At 70.0% G+C, this 17,757-nt stretch carries 13 protein-coding genes; 4 read left to right on the top strand and 9 right to left on the bottom strand.

Annotation, left to right across the window (positions count from 1 at the left end; translation table 11 throughout):
* Nucleotides 1–8: 8 nt before the first annotated feature.
* Nucleotides 9–578 carry a CGNR zinc finger domain-containing protein gene (locus tag ABIA32_RS10120; protein ID WP_370093659.1) on the bottom strand — a complete coding sequence of 190 codons (570 nt, stop codon included), beginning with the start codon at nt 576–578 and terminating at the stop codon, nt 9–11.
* Nucleotides 579–1,112: 534 nt separating this feature from the next.
* On the opposite strand from ABIA32_RS10120, the gene ABIA32_RS10115 reads away from it, so the two are divergent.
* Nucleotides 1,113–2,309 (top strand): NADP-dependent malic enzyme, encoded by a 1,197-nt coding sequence (locus ABIA32_RS10115; RefSeq protein ID WP_370093804.1) that lies wholly within the window; start codon nt 1,113–1,115, stop codon nt 2,307–2,309.
* Nucleotides 2,310–2,394: 85 nt separating this feature from the next.
* Nucleotides 2,395–3,357: a zinc-binding dehydrogenase gene (locus ABIA32_RS10110; RefSeq protein WP_370093658.1), complete on the top strand. Its 963-nt coding sequence runs from the start codon at nt 2,395–2,397 to the stop codon at nt 3,355–3,357.
* Nucleotides 3,358–3,492: 135 nt separating this feature from the next.
* Here the strand turns inward: ABIA32_RS10110 and ABIA32_RS10105 are convergent, their stop codons facing one another.
* The 7 genes from ABIA32_RS10105 to ABIA32_RS10075 form a co-directional block, all read right to left on the bottom strand.
* Nucleotides 3,493–4,437, bottom strand: a complete 945-nt coding sequence (locus ABIA32_RS10105) for a helix-turn-helix transcriptional regulator (protein WP_370093657.1) — start codon at nt 4,435–4,437, stop codon at nt 3,493–3,495.
* Entirely contained in the window at nt 4,434–5,333 is a 900-nt protein-coding gene (locus ABIA32_RS10100; RefSeq protein ID WP_370093656.1) for a DUF4097 domain-containing protein, read from the bottom strand. The genes ABIA32_RS10105 and ABIA32_RS10100 overlap by 4 nt, the downstream gene beginning before the upstream one ends.
* A gap of 160 nt (nt 5,334–5,493) precedes the next feature.
* Nucleotides 5,494–5,673: a DUF6104 family protein gene (locus ABIA32_RS10095; RefSeq protein WP_370093655.1), complete on the bottom strand. Its 180-nt coding sequence runs from the start codon at nt 5,671–5,673 to the stop codon at nt 5,494–5,496.
* Nucleotides 5,674–5,797: 124 nt separating this feature from the next.
* Complete coding sequence (locus ABIA32_RS10090) at nt 5,798–9,634, bottom strand: multifunctional oxoglutarate decarboxylase/oxoglutarate dehydrogenase thiamine pyrophosphate-binding subunit/dihydrolipoyllysine-residue succinyltransferase subunit (protein ID WP_370093654.1); 3,837 nt, start codon at nt 9,632–9,634, stop codon at nt 5,798–5,800.
* Between the two features lie 223 nt (nt 9,635–9,857).
* Nucleotides 9,858–10,997, bottom strand: a complete 1,140-nt coding sequence (locus tag ABIA32_RS10085; RefSeq protein WP_370093653.1) for an ATP-binding protein — start codon at nt 10,995–10,997, stop codon at nt 9,858–9,860.
* Between the two features lie 24 nt (nt 10,998–11,021).
* Nucleotides 11,022–11,750, bottom strand: coding sequence for a response regulator transcription factor (locus ABIA32_RS10080; RefSeq protein ID WP_051945796.1), 729 nt, complete (start codon nt 11,748–11,750; stop codon nt 11,022–11,024).
* Between the two features lie 199 nt (nt 11,751–11,949).
* A complete protein-coding gene (locus ABIA32_RS10075) occupies nt 11,950–12,630 on the bottom strand; it encodes a spermidine synthase (protein ID WP_370093652.1) in 681 nt (226 codons plus the stop codon).
* A 201-nt stretch (nt 12,631–12,831) separates the two neighbouring features.
* On the opposite strand from ABIA32_RS10075, the gene lon reads away from it, so the two are divergent.
* On the top strand, nt 12,832–15,285 hold the full coding sequence (gene lon, locus ABIA32_RS10070) for an endopeptidase La (RefSeq protein ID WP_370093651.1): 2,454 nt from the start codon (nt 12,832–12,834) through the stop codon (nt 15,283–15,285).
* A gap of 131 nt (nt 15,286–15,416) precedes the next feature.
* Here the strand turns inward: lon and ABIA32_RS10065 are convergent, their stop codons facing one another.
* Entirely contained in the window at nt 15,417–16,139 is a 723-nt protein-coding gene (locus ABIA32_RS10065) for a VOC family protein (protein WP_370093650.1), read from the bottom strand.
* 192 nt (nt 16,140–16,331) lie between these two features.
* Here ABIA32_RS10065 and ABIA32_RS10060 point away from each other — a divergent pair, with 192 nt between their 5' ends.
* Nucleotides 16,332–17,747 (top strand): FtsW/RodA/SpoVE family cell cycle protein, encoded by a 1,416-nt coding sequence (locus ABIA32_RS10060; RefSeq protein WP_370093649.1) that lies wholly within the window; start codon nt 16,332–16,334, stop codon nt 17,745–17,747.
* The last annotated feature ends 10 nt before the right edge of the window (nt 17,748–17,757 follow it).

Raw genomic sequence — 17,757 nt, 5'->3', positions numbered from 1 at the left:
GGAGAGCGCTACGCGCTCGCCGCTTCGCGTTTGCGGGCGCGGTACGCGGCGACGTTGGCGCGGGTGGCGCAGCGGTCGCTGCAGTAGCGGCGGCTGCGGTTGGTGGAGGTGTCCAGGTACGCGTTCCGGCACGGCGCCGCCTGGCAGATGCCGAGGCGGTCCGCGCCGTGCGCGGTGAGGTGCATGGCAAGGCCCATGCTCGCCAGCGCCGCGTACAGCGCGGTGGCCGTCGGGGCGTTCTCCGCCAGATGCATGTGCCACAGCGGTCGGCCCGACTCGTCCAGGTAGCCGTGGCCGGAGATCACCGGACTGACCGGGTACTCGATCAGCAGTTCGTTGAGCAGGTCCACAGCCCGCGTCTGCTCGCCCTCCGCCGCTGACTCGAAGACCCCGCGCAGCCGCGCGCGGACCCCGCGCAGCCGGTTGACGTCGGCCTCCTCGGCCAGCTTCGCGCCGCGGCCGCCCGGACTGAACAGCCGCCGCACTTCATCGACGCTCGTCAGGGCGTCCTTGCCGCGCTCGGGCTCCTCGGTGTTGACCAGCCTGACGGCGAAGTCCGCGTAGGTGGTGAGTTCCATGAGTCGTCGTCCTCGGCAAAGTAATGACTCTTCTGACGATCAGGGTATTACGGATCGCGGCGATCTGGCATGGACAGCCCGCCTGACCCAGAAGTATGGCGCTTCGAGGCGTCCTGTGATGACCGCGTGTGATGAAGCCGACCGATTCTCGAGGCCCCCGGCTGCCCAGAACGCGCCGGGCTGTGTCAAAATCGGCAGACGGGTGACCCCCGTCAGTCGAGCAGGCCTACCGGATCGGGACCGATCCGGGTGGTGCGCAGGACCGGAAGCCACGACAGCGCTCCGGATCCGAGGCACCGTCCGTACGTCCGGCCTCTCGCCGTCAGGCGTTTGTACCGTTCGTCCACTTTTGTGTGTTCGTGTCCCCGTCTGTGCGGGCGGATCTCACGACACGGCAGGGTCGAAAGCCCGACCCTGGGGGACGAAAGCACGAAGCTGCGGCGGCAATGTCCCGACTAGTGTCGAGATCGGCATCGAACCGGACGCATCAACCAGCTCAACCCACCCTCAATGAACGACGACGAAGAGGTCCTCGTGGCAGCCGAGATCATCAGCCCCCGTCCCCTGGACGACCAGGAGCCGATCGACCCCGCTTTCGCTCTCCACCGCGGCGGCAAGATGGAGATCCACGCGACGGTCCCGGTCCGTGACGCGGACGACCTTTCCCTTGCCTACACCCCCGGTGTCGCGCGAGTCTGCACGGCCATCGCCGAGCATCCGGAGCTCGTCAACGACTACACGTGGAAGTCCAACGTGGTCGCCGTCGTCACCGACGGCACCGCCGTGCTCGGGCTCGGGGACATCGGCCCGGAGGCGTCCCTGCCCGTGATGGAGGGCAAGGCGATCCTCTTCAAGCAGTTCGGCGGCGTCGACGCGGTGCCGATCGCGCTGGCCACCAAGGACGTGGACGAGATCGTCGAGACCGTCGTGCGGCTGGCGCCGTCCTTCGGTGGAGTGAACCTCGAGGACATCTCGGCGCCGCGCTGCTTCGAGATCGAGCGTCGCCTCCAGGAGGCCCTCGACATCCCGATCTTCCACGACGACCAGCACGGCACCGCCGTCGTCACGCTCGCGGCGCTGCGGAACGCCGCCAAGCTGACCGGCCGCACCCTGGCCGATCTGCGCGCCGTCATCTCCGGCGCGGGCGCGGCCGGCATCGCGATCGCCAAGATCCTGGTCGGCGCGGGCATCGGCGACGTCTCGCTCTGTGACCGCAAGGGCGTCGTCCACGTCGGCCGCACCGACCTGACCGACGTGAAGCGCGAGATCGCCGAGCTCACCAACCGCGGCGGTCTGACCGGCTCGCTCGCGGACGTGCTGGCCGGCGCGGACGTCTTCATCGGCGTCTCCGGCGGCACCGTGCCGGAGGAGGCGGTGGCCGCGATGGCCAAGGACTGCCTGATCTTCGCCATGGCCAACCCCACCCCGGAGGTCCACCCCGACATCGCGCACAAGTACGCGGCGGTCGTGGCCACGGGTCGTTCGGACTACCCGAACCAGATCAACAACGTGCTGGCGTTCCCCGGCATCTTCGCCGGCGCGCTCCAGGTGCGCGCCTCGCGCATCACCGAGGGCATGAAGATCGCCGCGGCGGACGCGCTCGCCGGGCTGGTCGGCGAGGACCTCTCCGCGGAGCAGGTCATCCCGAGCCCGTTCGACGAGCGGGTCGCCCCGGCGGTCACCAAGGCCGTCGCCGAGGCGGCGCGCGCCGAGGGTGTCGCCCGCGCGTAGTCCGGCTTTCCGTGCCTGCCGCGGAGCCGTAGATCACATCGTGGCGCGGTTCCGCGGCGGCCAGGCGCGGCCCTAGGGTCGAGGCATGTTCGCTGCCTATGCCGCACGTATCGCGCCGGACGACCCGCTGAGCGGTCTCGAGCTCGGGGAGCGCCCGGAGCCCGAGGCCCGGCCCGGCTGGAGTGTCGTCACCGTCAAGGCCGCCTCGCTCAACCATCACGACCTGTGGTCGCTGCGCGGTGTCGGGCTCTCCGGCGACAAGCTGCCGATGATCCTCGGCTGCGACGCGGCAGGCGTCGACGAGGACGGCAACGAGGTCGTCCTCCACTCCGTCATCGGCCAGACGGGCCACGGCGTCGGCCCGCGCGAACCGCGGTCGATCCTGACGGAGCAGTACCAGGGCAGCTTCGCGGAGAAGGTCGCCGTGCCGACCTGGAACCTGCTGCCCAAGCCGGCCGAGCTCTCCTTCGAGGAGGCCGCGTGCCTGCCGACGGCGTGGCTGACGGCGTATCGGATGCTCTTCACCAACGCCGGCGTGAAGCCCGGCGACACCGTCCTGGTCCAGGGCGCGGGCGGCGGCGTCGCCACGGCCCTGATCGTGCTCGGCAAGGCGGCCGGACTGCGGGTCTGGACGACCTCCCGCGACGAGGCGAAGGGCGCGCGGGCGGTGGCGCTGGGGGCTGACGCCTGGTTCCCCAGTGGCGCGAGGCTCCCCGACCGGGTGGACGCGGTGATGGAGACGGTCGGCGCGGCGACGTGGTCACACTCCATCAAGTCCCTGAAGCCGGGCGGAACCCTGGTCATCTCCGGCGCGACCAGCGGCCCGAACCCGCCTGCGGCGGAGCTGACCCGGATCTTCTTCCTGGAGCTCAGGGTCGTCGGCTCGACCATGGGCACGAAGGAAGAGCTCGCGGGCCTGCTGGCCTTGTGCCAGACGGCGGGCGTCCGGCCCGTCATCGACTCCGTGCTGCCCCTCGCCGACGCCCGCGAGGGCTTCGCCCGCATGGAGAAGGGCGACGTCTTCGGCAAGATTGTGCTGAAGCCGTAAGTTGCACCGCCTAGGGGCGCGAGGAACTGCGCGACAAGCCACCCGATGTGGTGTGTCGCTGAACGAGCAGGGCCATCCGCATCGGGTGGTTGCTCGCGCACGCAGTTCATCGAGCAGAGCCTCGCGCCCCTTAGGTCAGCGCAAGCGCTTGGCAGCGTCAGCCAGTACTGCCCTCGCACGCTGCAGGCTGTCCGCCGTCACGCCCGAGTCCCGAGCGCCGTCGCGGACCTCATCGCGGAAGCGGTCAAGCAGCGCGCTCAGCTCGCGCAGCGGCTCGCCCTCGGTGTCCACTCGCGTCCAGCTCGGCAGATCCTCGGGTGCGCCGTCCGCCTTTTCGAAGTCCACGGGCGACTCGCTCGCCGGAGTCGTCCAGCGCGAAGGGTCGGCCAGGCCGCTCAGCGTGCGGGTCAGTTCGGAGAGGCCCTCCGAGAGGCCCGTCGGCCAGTCGCCGCTCTTGATGTGCGAACGGATCTGTTCGCCTATGCGCGTCGCCTCGCGCCGCGCCTGCTCGCGGACCGCGCGGGCCTGCTCCCGCGCCTCGTGGGCCTCCTGCTTCGCGGAGCGGGCCTGTTCCTTGGCCTCGCGGGCCTGCTCCCGTGCCTGCTCCTTGGCGACGCGCCACTCCTCCTTGGCCCGCTGCCAGGAGTCGTGGTCGGCGCGCCAGACGTCGTCCCCGAAGCGGGTCTGACGGCGCGTCTCCTTCGCCGCCGCCCGCATCTCCTCGCGCAGCACCTGCGCGGAGTCGCGGACGTCCTCGCGGATCTGGTCGGCGAGCTGGGAGACGGAGTCGTGGATCTCGGCCTCCAGCTCGGTGAGTTCAGCACCGCGCGCGGTCAGTTCCGCGCGGCCGGCCTCGGTGATCCGGTAGACCTTGCGGCCACCCTCGACCGAGTGCTCGACCAAGCCCTCCTGCTCCAGCTTGGCCAGCCGCGGGTAGACCGTGCCGGCGGAGGGGGCGTAGAGCCCGTGGAAGCGCTCCTCCAGCAGACGTATGACCTCGTAGCCGTGGCGCGGCGCCTCGTCCAGCAGCTTGAGCAGGTAGAGACGGAGGCGGCCATGGGCGAATACGGGACGGCTCATGCCTCGTCAGCCCCCTTCTGGAAGTCGATCGCGAGCGGCGTAGCGTCCTGCGGAGTGTCCGCCTGGGGGGCGTCGTCCTCGTCGGGACGGCGCAGGACGGCGACGGAACCGGAGACCGTGGTGATCTTCACACGGCTGGTGCCCGCGCCCAGCGTGCCGGTGATCCGCTTGGCTCCCCACATGCCGCTGACCTGCAGCTGGTCGAAAGAGGAGGAGATGGAGCCGCTGGTGGTGTCGGCCCGGACCTGGGCATCCGCAGGAGCGGGGATGCGTACGGCCACCTCGCCGGAGATATTGGTGAGCTCCACGTCGGCGGCCGCCGGACGGTCGAGGTCGACCGTCATCGCGCCGCTGACGGAGTTGGCCTTCAGCGCGCCGCTGGTACCGGCGAAGACGGTGAGCGCGCCGGACACAGTGTTGATCTTAAGCCCTCCGGACGTCTCGTGGGCCTCGACTGCACCGGAAACTGTGTTCGCATCCACCTGGCCGCTGACCCGAACCAGCGTCAGCCCGCCGCTGGCGGAGTTGGCGTGGACCCGGCCGGCGATGCCGGAGACGATCGCGTCGGAGGAGGCCGAGCCGATCTCGACGTCGACCTCGGCGGGGACGACCAGCGAGACCACCGCGCGGCGCTTCTGCCGCAGGCCCTCGATCCAGCGGCCGAGCGCCTTCCACTGGAAATCCTTCCAGTGCAGATCCTCGTAGCTGATCTCCAGCTCGCCGTCGACCAGCGCGACCTCGAGCGGCAGGCCGTCGACCTCCGAGACCTCGAGCCGGGCCGGGCCCTCGCCGGCGACGACGTTCACCGCACCCGCCATGGTGCGCACCTTCACGCGGTGCACCGGCTCGCCGAAGGTGATCTTCTGCGGCTCGCTGACGGTCCACTTCTCGGACATACCGGACTCCCCGATGCTCGACGGTCACGCCGCCCTCCGGCGCGCCTTCTGGTATTCACGATATATCGCGCCCATGGAGAGTCAAGCTATATCGCGAGAATCAGGGTCGCTCTCAGGGAAGCGTCAGGGTCCCGTCGATCTCCGGGACTACGCGTCCGCGCTACTCCTCGTCCTCGTCGTCGAGTCGGGCCAGCCAGGTGGCCAGCCGCTCGATCGGCACCTCGAACTCCGGGTTCAGGTCGACGAACTCCTGCAGGCGGTCGGCCAGCCAGTCGAAGCCGACCTCCTCCTCACCTCGGCGGTTCTGCAGCTCCTCGATGCCACGGTCGGTGAAGTACATCCACAAGCTCCCAGTTGAAGACGAGAAGGCGAGAAGGCGAAGGGCCCGGCCCCGCGAGCGAACGCGAGACCGGGCCCAGGGGTACTACTGGTTCACACTACGACAGCGCTGGGTCAGAGCTGGGTCAGAGCGAGAAGACCTCGTCGATCAGTCCCTGCTGCTCCTGCTTGTGCCGGTTCGCCGAGCCGACCGCCGGAGCGGAGGAGGCCTGACGGGCGACGCGGCGCAGACGGCCGCGGTTGGCGGAGGGGCCGACCACGACGTCGATGTGGTCCACCAGGTTGAGCGCGATGAACGGCCAGGCGCCCTGGTTCGACGGCTCCTCCTGCGCCCAGACGTACTGCACGTCGGTGCTGTAGCGCTTGAGCTCCTCCTGGAGCTCCGCCACCGGCAGCGGGTACAGCCGCTCGACGCGGACGATCGCCGTGTCGGTGATGCCGCGCTCCGTGCGGGCCGCCTCCAGGTCGTAGTAGAACTTGCCGGCCGTGATGACGACCTTGCGCACGTTCGCCGGGTCGACCGTCGAGTCGCCGATGACCGGGCGGAAGCCACCGCTGGTGAACTCATCCGCCTTCGACGCCGCCGCCTTGTTCCGCAGCATCGACTTCGGGGTGAAGACGATCAGCGGCTTGTGGTGCGGGTTGTGGGTCTGCCAGCGCAGCAGGTGGAAGTAGTTCGACGGCAGCGTCGGCATCGCGACCGTCATGTTGTTCTCCGCGCACATCTGCAGGAAGCGCTCGGGACGCGCGGACGAGTGGTCCGGGCCCTGGCCCTCGTAGCCGTGCGGGAGCAGCAGCGTGACGCCGGAGTTCTGGCCCCACTTGGTCTCGGCGGAGGTGATGAACTCGTCCACCACCGTCGAGGCGCCGTTGACGAAGTCGCCGAACTGCGCCTCCCACATCACCAGCGCGTCCGGACGGGCCAGCGAGTAGCCGTACTCGAAGCCCATCGCCGCGTACTCGCTGAGCAGCGAGTCGTAGACGGTGTAGCGGGCCTGGTCCTCGGTCAGGTAGAGCAGCGGGGTGTAGTCCTCGCCGGTCTTGTTGTCGACCAGCACGGCGTGCCGCTGGCCGAAGGTGCCGCGGCGGCTGTCCTGGCCGGCCAGGCGGACCGGGTGGCCCTCCATCAGCAGCGAGCCGATGGCGAGCGTCTCGCCCATGGCCCAGTCGATGGTGCCGTCCTCGATCATCGCCGCGCGGCGCTGCAACTGCGGCAGCAGACGCGGGTGGACGGTCAGCCAGTCGGGCAGCGCGACCTGGGACTCGGCGATGCGCTTGACCATCTCCTGGGAGATGCCCGTCTGCACCGCGACCGGGAAGGTCGCCTGCGGACGCTCGGACACGGCCGGGACCGGCGTCACGTTGGCCTCGCGGACCTCCGCGAAGACCTTCTCCAGCTGGTCCTGGTAGTCCTTGAGCGCCTGCTCGGCCTCCTCCAGGGTGATGTCGCCGCGACCGATCAGACCCTCGGTGTAGAGCTTGCGCACCGAGCGCTTCTTGTCGATCAGGTCGTACATCAGCGGCTGGGTGAAGCTCGGGTTGTCGGCCTCGTTGTGACCGCGGCGGCGGTAGCAGATGAGGTCGATGACCACGTCCTTGTGGAACGCCTGGCGGAACTCGAAGGCCAGCCGCGCCACGCGGACCACGGCCTCAGGGTCGTCGCCGTTCACGTGGAAGATCGGCGCCTCGATCATGCGGGCCACGTCGGTGCAGTACATCGAGGACCGCGAGGCGGCCGGGGCGGCGGTGAAGCCGACCTGGTTGTTGATCACGACGTGCACGGTGCCGCCGGTGCGGTAGCCGCGCAGCTGCGACATGTTCAGCGTCTCGGCCACCACGCCCTGGCCCGCGAAGGCCGCGTCGCCGTGGATCTGGATCGGCAGCACGTCGAAGGAGTCGCCGGCCTTGTCCAGGATGTCCTGCTTGGCGCGGGCGATGCCCTCGACGATCGGGTCGACCGCCTCCAGGTGGGACGGGTTGGCGGCGAGCGAGACCTTGATCGTCTCGCCGTCCAGGCCGGTGAAGGTGCCCTGGGAGCCCAGGTGGTACTTCACGTCGCCGGAGCCGTGCATCGACTTCGGGTCGAGGTTGCCCTCGAACTCGCGGAAGATCTGCGCGTAGGACTTGCCGACGATGTTGGCCAGCACGTTGAGGCGGCCGCGGTGGGCCATGCCCATGACGGCCTCGTCCAGGCGGGACTCGGCCGCCGAGTCCAGTACCGCGTCCAGCAGCGGGATGACGGACTCGCCGCCCTCCAGCGAGAAGCGCTTCTGGCCGACGTACTTGGTCTGCAGGAAGGTCTCGAACGCCTCGGCCGCGTTGAGGCGGCGCAGGATGCGCAGCTGCTCCTCGCGCTCCGGACGGTCGTGGCCGCGCTCGACGCGGGCCTGGATCCAGCGGCGCTGCTTCGGGTCCTGGATGTGCATGTACTCGATGCCGACGGTGCGGCAGTACGAGTCGCGCAGCACACCGAGGATGTCGCGCAGCTTCATCATCGTGTGGCCGGCGAAGCCGCCGACCGCGAACTCGCGCTCCAGGTCCCAGAGCGTGAGGTCGTGCGCCTGGACGTCGAGGTCCGGGTGCTTGCGCTGCTTGTACTCGAGCGGGTCGGTGTCGGCCATCAGGTGGCCGCGGACGCGGAAGGAGTGGATCAGCTCCATCACGCGGGCGGTCTTGTTGACCTCGTTGTCGTGGCCGCGGGCCACGTCGGTCGCCCAGCGGACCGGCTCGTAGGGGATGCGCAGCGACTCGAAGATCTTGTCGTAGAACTCGCCCTGCCCCAGCAGCAGCTGGTGCATGGTGCGCAGGAACTCGCCGGACTGCGCGCCCTGGATGACCCGGTGGTCGTAGGTGGACGTCAGGGTCATCACCTTGGAGACGCCCATCCGGGCCAGGTTCTCCTCGGCGGAGCCCTGGAACTCGGCCGGGTACTCCATCGAGCCGACGCCGAGGATGGTGCCCTGTCCGGGCATCAGGCGCGGCACGGAGTGGACGGTGCCGATGCCGCCGGGGTTGGTCAGCGAGCAGGTGACGCCCGAGAAGTCGTCGACGGTCAGCTTGTTCTGCCGGGCGCGTCGGACGATGTCCTCGTAGGCCTGCCAGAAGCCGAAGAAGTCGAGCGTCTCGGCGTTCTTGATCGCGGCCACGACCAGCTGCCGGTCGCCGTTGGGCTTGGTCAGGTCGATCGCCAGGCCGAGGTTGATGTGCTCCGGCTTGACCAGGAAGGGCTTGCCGTCCTTCTCCTGGAAGCCGTAGTTCATCGCCGGCATCGCCTTGATCGCCTGGACCATGGCGTAGCCGATGATGTGGGTGAAGGACACCTTGCCGCCGCGGGCGCGCTTGAGGTGGTTGTTGATGACGATGCGGTTGTCGATCAGCAGCTTCGCCGGGATGGCGCGGACGCTGGTCGCGGTGGGCATCGTGAGCGAGGCGTCCATGTTCGTCACGATCCGGGCCGCGGGGCCCTTCAGTGCGACGAGCTCAGGTCCTGACGGTGCCTCGGCGGGGGCGGTCACGTTGGTGCTGTCCTTCACGGTGTCGGCAGGTTGGGCCGGAGTGGCCGAAACGCGCTGGGTGGGCGCGACAGGCGCAGCAGGCTTCTGAGTGAGAGGCGCGGCTGCGGCAGCCGGAACGGCTGCGGGGGACGGAGCGGGAGCGGCGGCTACGGGAGCCGGTGCGGGTACCGCTGCAGCGGCCGGGGCCGGGGGCGCCTCGGTCACGACGACGGCGGTGGCACCCGCGGTCTGAGCACCCTGAGCACTCTCGGCACCCTGGGTGTTCTGGGCGTGCTTGTAGTCAGCGAAGAAGTCCCACCAGGCCCGGTCGACCGAGTTCGGGTCCTGGAGGTACTGCTGGTAGATCTCGTCCACGAGCCACTCGTTCGGGCCGAAGGCGGCCCCGGGGCCGGGTTCGGCCGTGGTGGCAGGTGAGCTGTTCGAGTTATGGGGGGACTGTGGCGACACGGCGGCAACCGCCCTCTTCCGCTTCCGTGTGAATGGTGGACAGCGGGTAGTAAGGCTACGCCTCCGCCGCACGTCCGCGCAGGTCCCGCAGAGCAAGCGTCGCCCAGATCACAGTCCGGTCGCAAACAATGGCCGAAAAAGAATGTTAGATCTTGGACGTGATGGGGGATAACGAGAGGCTGTTCGTGCGGCCGGGCGCGGTCGATTCGGGCATTCTTCCGGTTCAGGACTGTGCGTGCGGCAGGATCGCCTGCGCCCGCCTCGGTCCCGGCAGCTGGACCCGGATCAGGCAGCCCTGAGGGGCGTCGGCCACCGCGATGGTGCCGTCGTGCAGCTCGACCGCCCAGCGGGCGATGGCGAGACCGAGCCCGGTGCCGCCGTCGGAGCCGGGTCCCTGGGCGGTGGCCACGCTGCCGCGCCCGAAGCGTTCGAATACCCGGGCCCGGTCGGCGGGGGAGATGCCAGGCCCCTCGTCGGCGACGTCCACCAGCAGCCCGCCGTCCTCGGCGCGTCGGGCCCGCACGGTGACCGTGCCGTCCTTCGGACTGTGCCGGCAGGCGTTGTCGACCAGGTTGGCGACGACCTGGTGCAGCCGCTCCGCGTCCGCGGTGGCGGTGAGCGCGGCGGAGACGTCCAGACGCAGCGCGACGTCCGTGCGGCGCTTGCTGGCGCCGCCGGAGACCGAGCCGTCCACGGTCAGCCCGCGCAGCACGCCCGCGAGGAACGGCTCGACCTCGAAGTCGCGCAGTTCCAGCGCGTCCACGCCGTCGGCCAGCTTGGACAGGTCCAGCAGGTGGGCGACCAGGCGGCCGAGCCGCTCGGTCTGCTCCAGGGCGGCGGCCATCGTGGCCGGTTTCGGCTCCACGACGCCGTCGACCACGTTCTCCAGCACGGCGCGCAGGGCGGCTATCGGGGTGCGTAGCTCGTGCGAGACGTTGGCGATCAGCTCGCGCCGCTGCCGGTCGGCGGCGGCGAGGTCGTCGGCCATGGTGTTGAAGGCGACGGCCAGCTCGCCGACCTCGTCGAGCGAGCGAGTGTGCACGCGGCGAGTGTAGTCGCCGGCGGCCATGGCCCGCGCGGCGGCGGTCATCTCGCGCAGCCCCGAGGTCATGCCGTGCGCCAGCAGCTGGGTGATCAGCAGCGAGGCGATCACCGAGAAGACCATCACCACCCGGATCTGGGTGGAGGAGTTCAGCGCCAGGACCACCATCAACGTGGAGATGCAGACCGAGGCCAGCACCAGCACGTTGAGCCTGGCCTTGACCGAGCGCAGCGGGTCCAGCGGGCGCAGCCCGGCCCAGAACCGCTCGGCCCGGCCGGGGCTCGGCGGCGGCGCCTGCGTGTGCGTCCGCGTCCTGCTCACGACGTCCTCAAGGGTTGGGGGGCCTCACGGGTTGGGGGACTCCAGCGCGTAGCCGACGCCGTGGACGGTGCGGATCCAGTTCGCGCCGATCTTCCTGCGCAGCGCCTTCACGTGGCTGTCGACGGTGCGGGTGCCGGAGGCGTCGGTCCAGTCCCAGACCTCCGCGAGGAGCTGCTCACGGGTCAGCACCGCGCGCGGCTGCTGGGCCAGGCAGGCCAGCAGGTCGAACTCGGTCGGGGTGAGGTGGACGTCGTCGCCGGAGACCCGGACGCGGCGCTGGATGTGGTCGATCTCCAGATCGCCCAGGCGCAGCGTGCCGCCCATCGGGGTGCGCGCGGCGAGCTGGGCGCGCTCGATCCGGCGCAGCAGCACGTTGACCCTGGCGGCCAGCTCGCGCATCGAGAAGGGTTTGGTCATGTAGTCGTCCGCGCCGACGCCGAGCCCGACCAGCAGGTCCGTCTCGTCGTCACGCGCGGTGAGCATCAGCACCGGCACCGGGCGCTGCGCCTGGATCCGACGGCAGACCTCCAGGCCGTCGAAGCCGGGCAACATCACGTCGAGCACGACCAGGTCGGGCTGCCAGGTCTGGAAGCAGTCCACCGCCGTCGGGCCGTCATGGGAGACGGCGACACGGAAGCCCTCCGCGCCCAGTCGGGCCGCGATCGACTCCGCGATCGTCGGTTCGTCCTCGACGACCAGCACTCTGCGCTGGTTGCCCAGCCCGTTGTTCGTCTGCTGCTGTACATCCGTCACGGTCACGCCACCGCCCCCAGGGCCTCGCGTTCGCGGGCCCGAGCTGAATCGGACCCTCCGGTTCGTACGGTTCGTACGGTGCCCCCACCCAGTCACTGCTAGTCGCAGCGTACGGACCGGATGCCCGCTGTGGCAGGCCGTCGTGGGATAAACCGACCCTTCGGGGGGTGGCACGGGCAGAGACCATACCGTGCGTCACCTATACGCGCGAGGACAGGTACACGACATCGGGAGCGCCACGCTCCACATGCACCGGGACCTCAATCACCTCGATCCGGGCAAAGCGGGCGCGCAGCCGCGCCTCGAACTCCCGCGAGTGCGCGGCGCTCCAGACGGCCAGAACGCCCTCGTCGGCGAGCGTCCGGCCGAGCAGGTCCAGGCCGGCCTCGCCGTAGAGCGAGTCGTTGGACTCGGTGACGGTCCAGTCGGGGCCGTTGTCGATATCGAGGCAGAGTGCGTCGTAGCGGGTCTCGGTGGTTCGCAGGTGTTCCAGCAGATCCGCGTGGACGATCTCGGTCCGCGGATCCCCGTGCCCGGTTCCGGCGAAGGGTGCCAACGGGGCGTCACCCTGCGTATGCCATTCGATGATCGCCTGTTCCCGCTCGACGACGGTGATCCGCGAGGGCCGCCGGTCCTGCGCGGCCTCGGCGAGCGAGAAGCCGACGCCGAGCCCGCCGATCAGCAGGTGCGCTCCGCGCGGGGAATCAAGCGCGTCGAGCGCGGCGCTGATGAGCATGCGTTCGGAGCGGCCGTCGGAGGTGTCCATGAGGAAGGTCCCGTTGGCGATGATCTCGAAGTTCGGGCCTCGGCGGCGCAGGGCCACTTCGCCGTGGGGGCCTTCGCGACGGTCGAGCAGTTCGGGGGCGTCGTCGAGGTGCATGGGCTCATGGTGCCTGACTTGCACTGACCGCCGGCGTGCGGATGGCTCTGTGCGTTCGGGGCTCTACCTGGGTGAGTGGCTTGTCGCGCAGTTCCTCGCGCCCCTGAGGGTGATCGCTGAGAGCGAACAGGGCCGGGGAACAATGGTGGGGTCATGAACCTTTAGTCCAGGTAACTCAACTTGAATGACCGGGGAGAGATCATGGCTTCGACTTCCACAACGCTCACCCTGCCGGTGCTGCCGCTCGACGACGACGCGGTACTCCCCGGCATGGTCGTTCCGCTCGACCTTTCCGACCCGGACGTCCGTGCCGCAGTGGAGGCCGCGCAGGCGGCGGTCCGGGAGACGGGGGCGCACGCCCCCGGCATCAGGACGGTGGCGAACGCCCGCAAGGCGCGCGTCCTGCTCGTCCCGCGTATCGACGGCGCCTACGGCGCGATCGGCACGGTGGCGACGATCGAGCAGGTCGGCCGCCTGGCAGACGGCGATCCCGCCGCGCTGGTGCGCGGAGTCCGCCGGGTCCGGATCGGGGCGGGGACGACCGGGCCCGGTGCCGCGCTCTGGGTCGAGGCCGTCGCGGTCGAGGAGACCGCCGTGCCCGAGCCGCTGCCCGGCTCCATCGCCGAGATCGTGCGCGAGTACAAGGCGCTGACCACCACGTGGCTGCAGAAGCGCGGCGCGTGGCAGGTCGTCGACCGGGTCGCCCAGATCGAGGGCGTCTCCGAGCTCGCCGACAACATCGGCTACGCGCCCTTCCTGACCGTGGCCCAGAAGGTCCAGGTCCTGGAGGAGCTGGACCCGATCGCCCGCCTGAAGGTCTCGCTGGAGCTGCTCAAGAACCACCTGGCCGAGGCGGAGGTCCAGGAGACCATCCGCAAGGACGTCCAGGAGGGCATGGAGAAGCAGCAGAAGGAGTTCCTGCTCCGCCGCCAGCTGGACGCGGTGAAGAAGGAGCTCGCCGACCTCAACGGCGAGCCGGATTCCGAGGAGGAGGACTACCGCGTCCGCGTCGAGGCCGCCGACCTGCCCGAGAAGGTCAAGGAAGCCGCCCTCAAGGAGGTCGACAAGCTGGAGCGCTCCTCCGACGCCTCCCCCGAGGGAAGCTGGATCCGCACCTGGCTGGACACCGTCCTCGAGCTGCCCTGGAACACCCGGACCGAGGACGCCTACGACATCGCCGGCGCCCGGGCCGTGCTGGACGCGGACCACTTCGGTCTGGACGACGTCAAGGAGCGCATCGTCGAGTACCTGGCTGTGCGCAAGCGCCGGGCTGATCGTGGGCTCGGGCTGGTCGGTGGCCGTCGCGGCGGTGCCGTGCTGGCGCTGGTCGGTCCTCCCGGCGTCGGCAAGACGTCGCTGGGCGAGTCTGTCGCACGGGCGATGGGACGCGAGTTCGTCCGGGTCGCACTCGGCGGCGTCCGTGACGAGGCGGAGATCCGTGGCCACCGGCGTACCTACGTCGGCGCGCTTCCCGGCCGCATCGTGCGGGCGATCAAGGAGGCCGGCTCGATGAACCCGGTCGTGCTGCTGGACGAGATCGACAAGGTCGGCTCGGACTACCGCGGCGACCCGGCGGCGGCGCTGCTCGAGGTCCTGGACCCGGCGCAGAACCACACCTTCAGGGACCACTACCTGGAGGTCGAGCTGGACCTCTCCGACGTGGTCTTCCTGGCGACGGCCAACGTGCTGGAGGCCATCCCGGAGCCGCTGCTCGACCGGATGGAGCTGGTGCGCCTGGACGGCTACACCGAGGACGAGAAGGTCGTCATCGCCCGTGACCACCTGCTCCCGCGTCAGCTGGAGCGGGCCGGTCTGGGCGCGGACGAGGTCGTCCTGGACGAGTCGGCCCTGCGCAAGCTCGCCGCCGAGTACACGCGTGAGGCCGGTGTCCGCACGCTGGAGCGCGCGGTCGCGCGGATCCTGCGCAAGGTCGCGGCCCAGCAGGAGCTCGGCGAGGAGGGCGCGGAGCTGCCGCGCACCGTCGGCGAGTCCGACCTGCGCGGCCTGATCGGCCGGCCGCGGTTCACCCCCGAGCACGCGCAGGAGCCGGAAGAGCGGCGGACGGCGGTGCCGGGCGTCGCGACGGGTCTTGCGGTGACGGGCGCGGGCGGCGACGTCCTGTTCGTCGAGGCCTCGCTGAACGACCCGGAGACGGGCAGCAGCGGGCTGCAGCTGACGGGTCAGTTGGGCGAGGTCATGAAGGAGTCGGCGCAGATCGCGCTCAGCTTCCTTCGGTCGCACGGCGCGGAGCTGGAGCTGCCGGTCACGTCTCTGCGTGAGCGCGGCGTCCACATCCACGTCCCTGCGGGCGCGGTCCCGAAGGACGGCCCGAGCGCGGGTGTGACGATGACGACAGCCCTGGCCTCGCTGCTGTCCGGCCGGAAGGTGCGACCGGATGTCGCGATGACGGGCGAGGTCTCGCTGACCGGCCGCGTGCTGCCGATCGGCGGCGTCAAGCAGAAGCTGCTGGCAGCGGACCGGGCAGGCATCACAACGGTGCTGATCCCCTCCCGCAACGAGGCGGACCTGGACGACGTCCCTGCGGAGGTCCTCTCCCGCCTCACCGTCCACGCGGTCTCCGACGTCCGCCAGGTCCTGGACCTGGCGCTGGAGCCGGCGGTCTCTCTGAGCAAGCCTGAGCAGGTGGCTGCGTAAGCAGCCAGGGGTGCGGGGCTCTGCTTGATCAACTGCGCGCGCGAGCAACCACCCAGTGCGGATGGCCCTGCTCGTTCGTCGGGTCACCACGCAGGGTGGCTTGTCGCGCAGTTCCCCGCGCCCCTGACGAGCTACCGCAAAGTGCCTGTGTGCGGGTCCCTGGCGGTCAGGCAATACAGCCCAGCTGCCGGGTCTCGCATGACGATCCAGTGCGGGTACTCCGCAACGAAGCTCGCGCCCAACTTCTCGTGTGCGGTCCGTGCGGCCCAGCGATCCGCGCAGGCGAAGTCCAGGCGGGCCCCCGTCGCACGCGGCTCGTCCAGCCGCTGGAGGAGGATGCGGACCGGCAGTTCCGCCGGGGGCTTGGCCACCCGGAACTCCGGCCGCGATCCCGTCAGGATCGGCCAGCCCGTCAGCTCGCCCCAGAACGCCGACTCCGTCTCGAACGCCTCCGGCGCGATGTCGATGGAGACCTGATCGAGGCGGGTGTTCTCGAACACCGGTGGTCGCACCGCCTCACCCGCCCAGGCGCCCACACAGAAGTGCTGACCCGACGGCGAAGACAGCACCGCCCAGTCGCCGTGGTCCGCGACCAGGCGTGCGTTCAGACCCGCCGCCCGGTCGATCCATCCCCGGACGTCCTCGACGTGGAAGTCCAGGTGCGCACCGGACCCACCCTCGCCCTGCAGCTTCACGGCGGCGTCCGCGCCGTCACCCGGCAGCAGCGTCGCGAACTCGTCGTCCTCCCCGCGTCGCGGGCTCAACGTCGTCCCGGTCACCGCGGTCCAGAACTCCGCCGCCTGCTCGAAGCGGTCCCGTGGTCGGTCGACGAAGGCGTACACCCAGCGGATCATGCCTGCTCCTCCCCAACGCGCTACCGGCCGAGCGTAGCCTGCGTCACAGTGCTGTCCCGGCCAGAACCGGAGGGTCCGAAGGCGCGTTCCCACTGGGGACAGGAGACCTGCGAGAATGCGACGGTTCCGAGACCGTCGGCGAAGTATGGGTGGGTGCAGAAGATGGGCGCACGTGGCTCGCGGAGTGCAGCCGTGGACGTGGCACCAGGGGCGAAGCGGAAGCGGAACCTGGAGCTGTTCCTGCTGCTGTTCGCGATCGTCGTGTGCGTGTTCGCGGACATCAACGCCGAACTCGGCCTGAACGGCAAGCTGCCCAGTGGCTTCCTCATGCAGGTGCTCGGCCTCTCGGCCATCGCGGTGGTCGCGCATCTGGTCGTCCGGCGCTGGGCGCCCTACGCCGACCCGCTGATCCTGCCGATCGCGGTCCTGCTCACCGGCCTGGGTCTCGTGGTGATCCACCGGCTCGACGACTCCTACGCCAAGGTGTACCGGTCGACTCCTGCGGCCCCGAACCAGGTGATGTGGACCGGCATAGCCGTCGTGATCTTCGCCGCGCTGGTCATCCTGATCAAGCACCACCGGCAGCTGTCCCGGTACACCTACCTGCTGATGGCGGGCTCGCTGATCGCTCTTGTGGCGCCGGCGTTCTTCGGTGGGGACGTCTACGGTGCGCGTCGCTGGATCCGGCTCGGCCCGCTCTCGTTCCAGCCGGGTGAGTTCACCAAGCTCGCGATCATCGTCTTCTTCGCCAGCTACCTGATGGCGAACCGCGACGCGCTCGCGCTGGTCGGCCGTAAGTTCATGGGCGTCGCCCTGCCGCGCGGCCGGAACATGGGCCCGATCCTCGTCGTCTGGGCCGTCAGCCTGGTCGTCCTCGTCTTCGAGTCCGACCTCGGCACCTCGTTGATCTTCTTCGGCGCGTTCATCATCATGCTGTACGTCGCCACGGAGCGGACCGGGTGGGTCGCCCTCGGTGCGGTCATGGCGATCGGCGGCGCGGTCGCGGCCGGAACGCTGGTCACTCACGTCACCTACCGCGTGAACAACTGGCTCGACCCGATGGCCTACTACGGGAACCCCTCTCCGACGGGGTCCTCCCCGCAGCTGGCCGAGTCGCTCTTCAGCCTCGCCCACGGCGGCCTGCTCGGGACCGGCCTTGGCCGGGGCGAGTCCTGGCTGATCGGCTTCGCCGGGCGCAGCGACTGGATCCTGGCCACCATCGGCGAGGAGCTCGGCACGGCGGGGATCATGGTCATCCTGGTGCTCTATGCGGTCATGGCCCAGCGCGGCCTGCGGACCGCGGTCCGGCTGACCGACCCCTTCGGCAAGCTGCTGGCGGCCGGCCTCGCGGCGGCGCTCGTGCTGCAGGTCTTCGTCGTCGCCGGCGGTGTCGTCGGCCTGATCCCGCAGACCGGCAAGGCGCTCCCGTTCCTCGCGCAGGGTGGTTCCTCCACCGTCGCGAACTGGCTGATGGTCGCGCTGCTGATCAAGCTCAGCGACGCGTCCGGCCGCGCCGAGCTCGAACCCAAGCCCGACCCGGCCGAGACCCTGACGATCTCCGCCGAGGAGATCGCCCGTGCCCGCGCGGAGATGGAAGAGAGCGGCTGAGCACCGGCAG

This window comes from Streptacidiphilus sp. MAP12-20, from assembly GCF_041262525.1.
In the GTDB taxonomy this organism is placed as follows: Bacteria; Actinomycetota; Actinomycetes; order Streptomycetales; family Streptomycetaceae; genus Streptacidiphilus.
The sequence above is the reverse complement of the archived record's forward strand: the minus strand, read 5'-3'. Positions and strand labels throughout refer to the sequence as shown.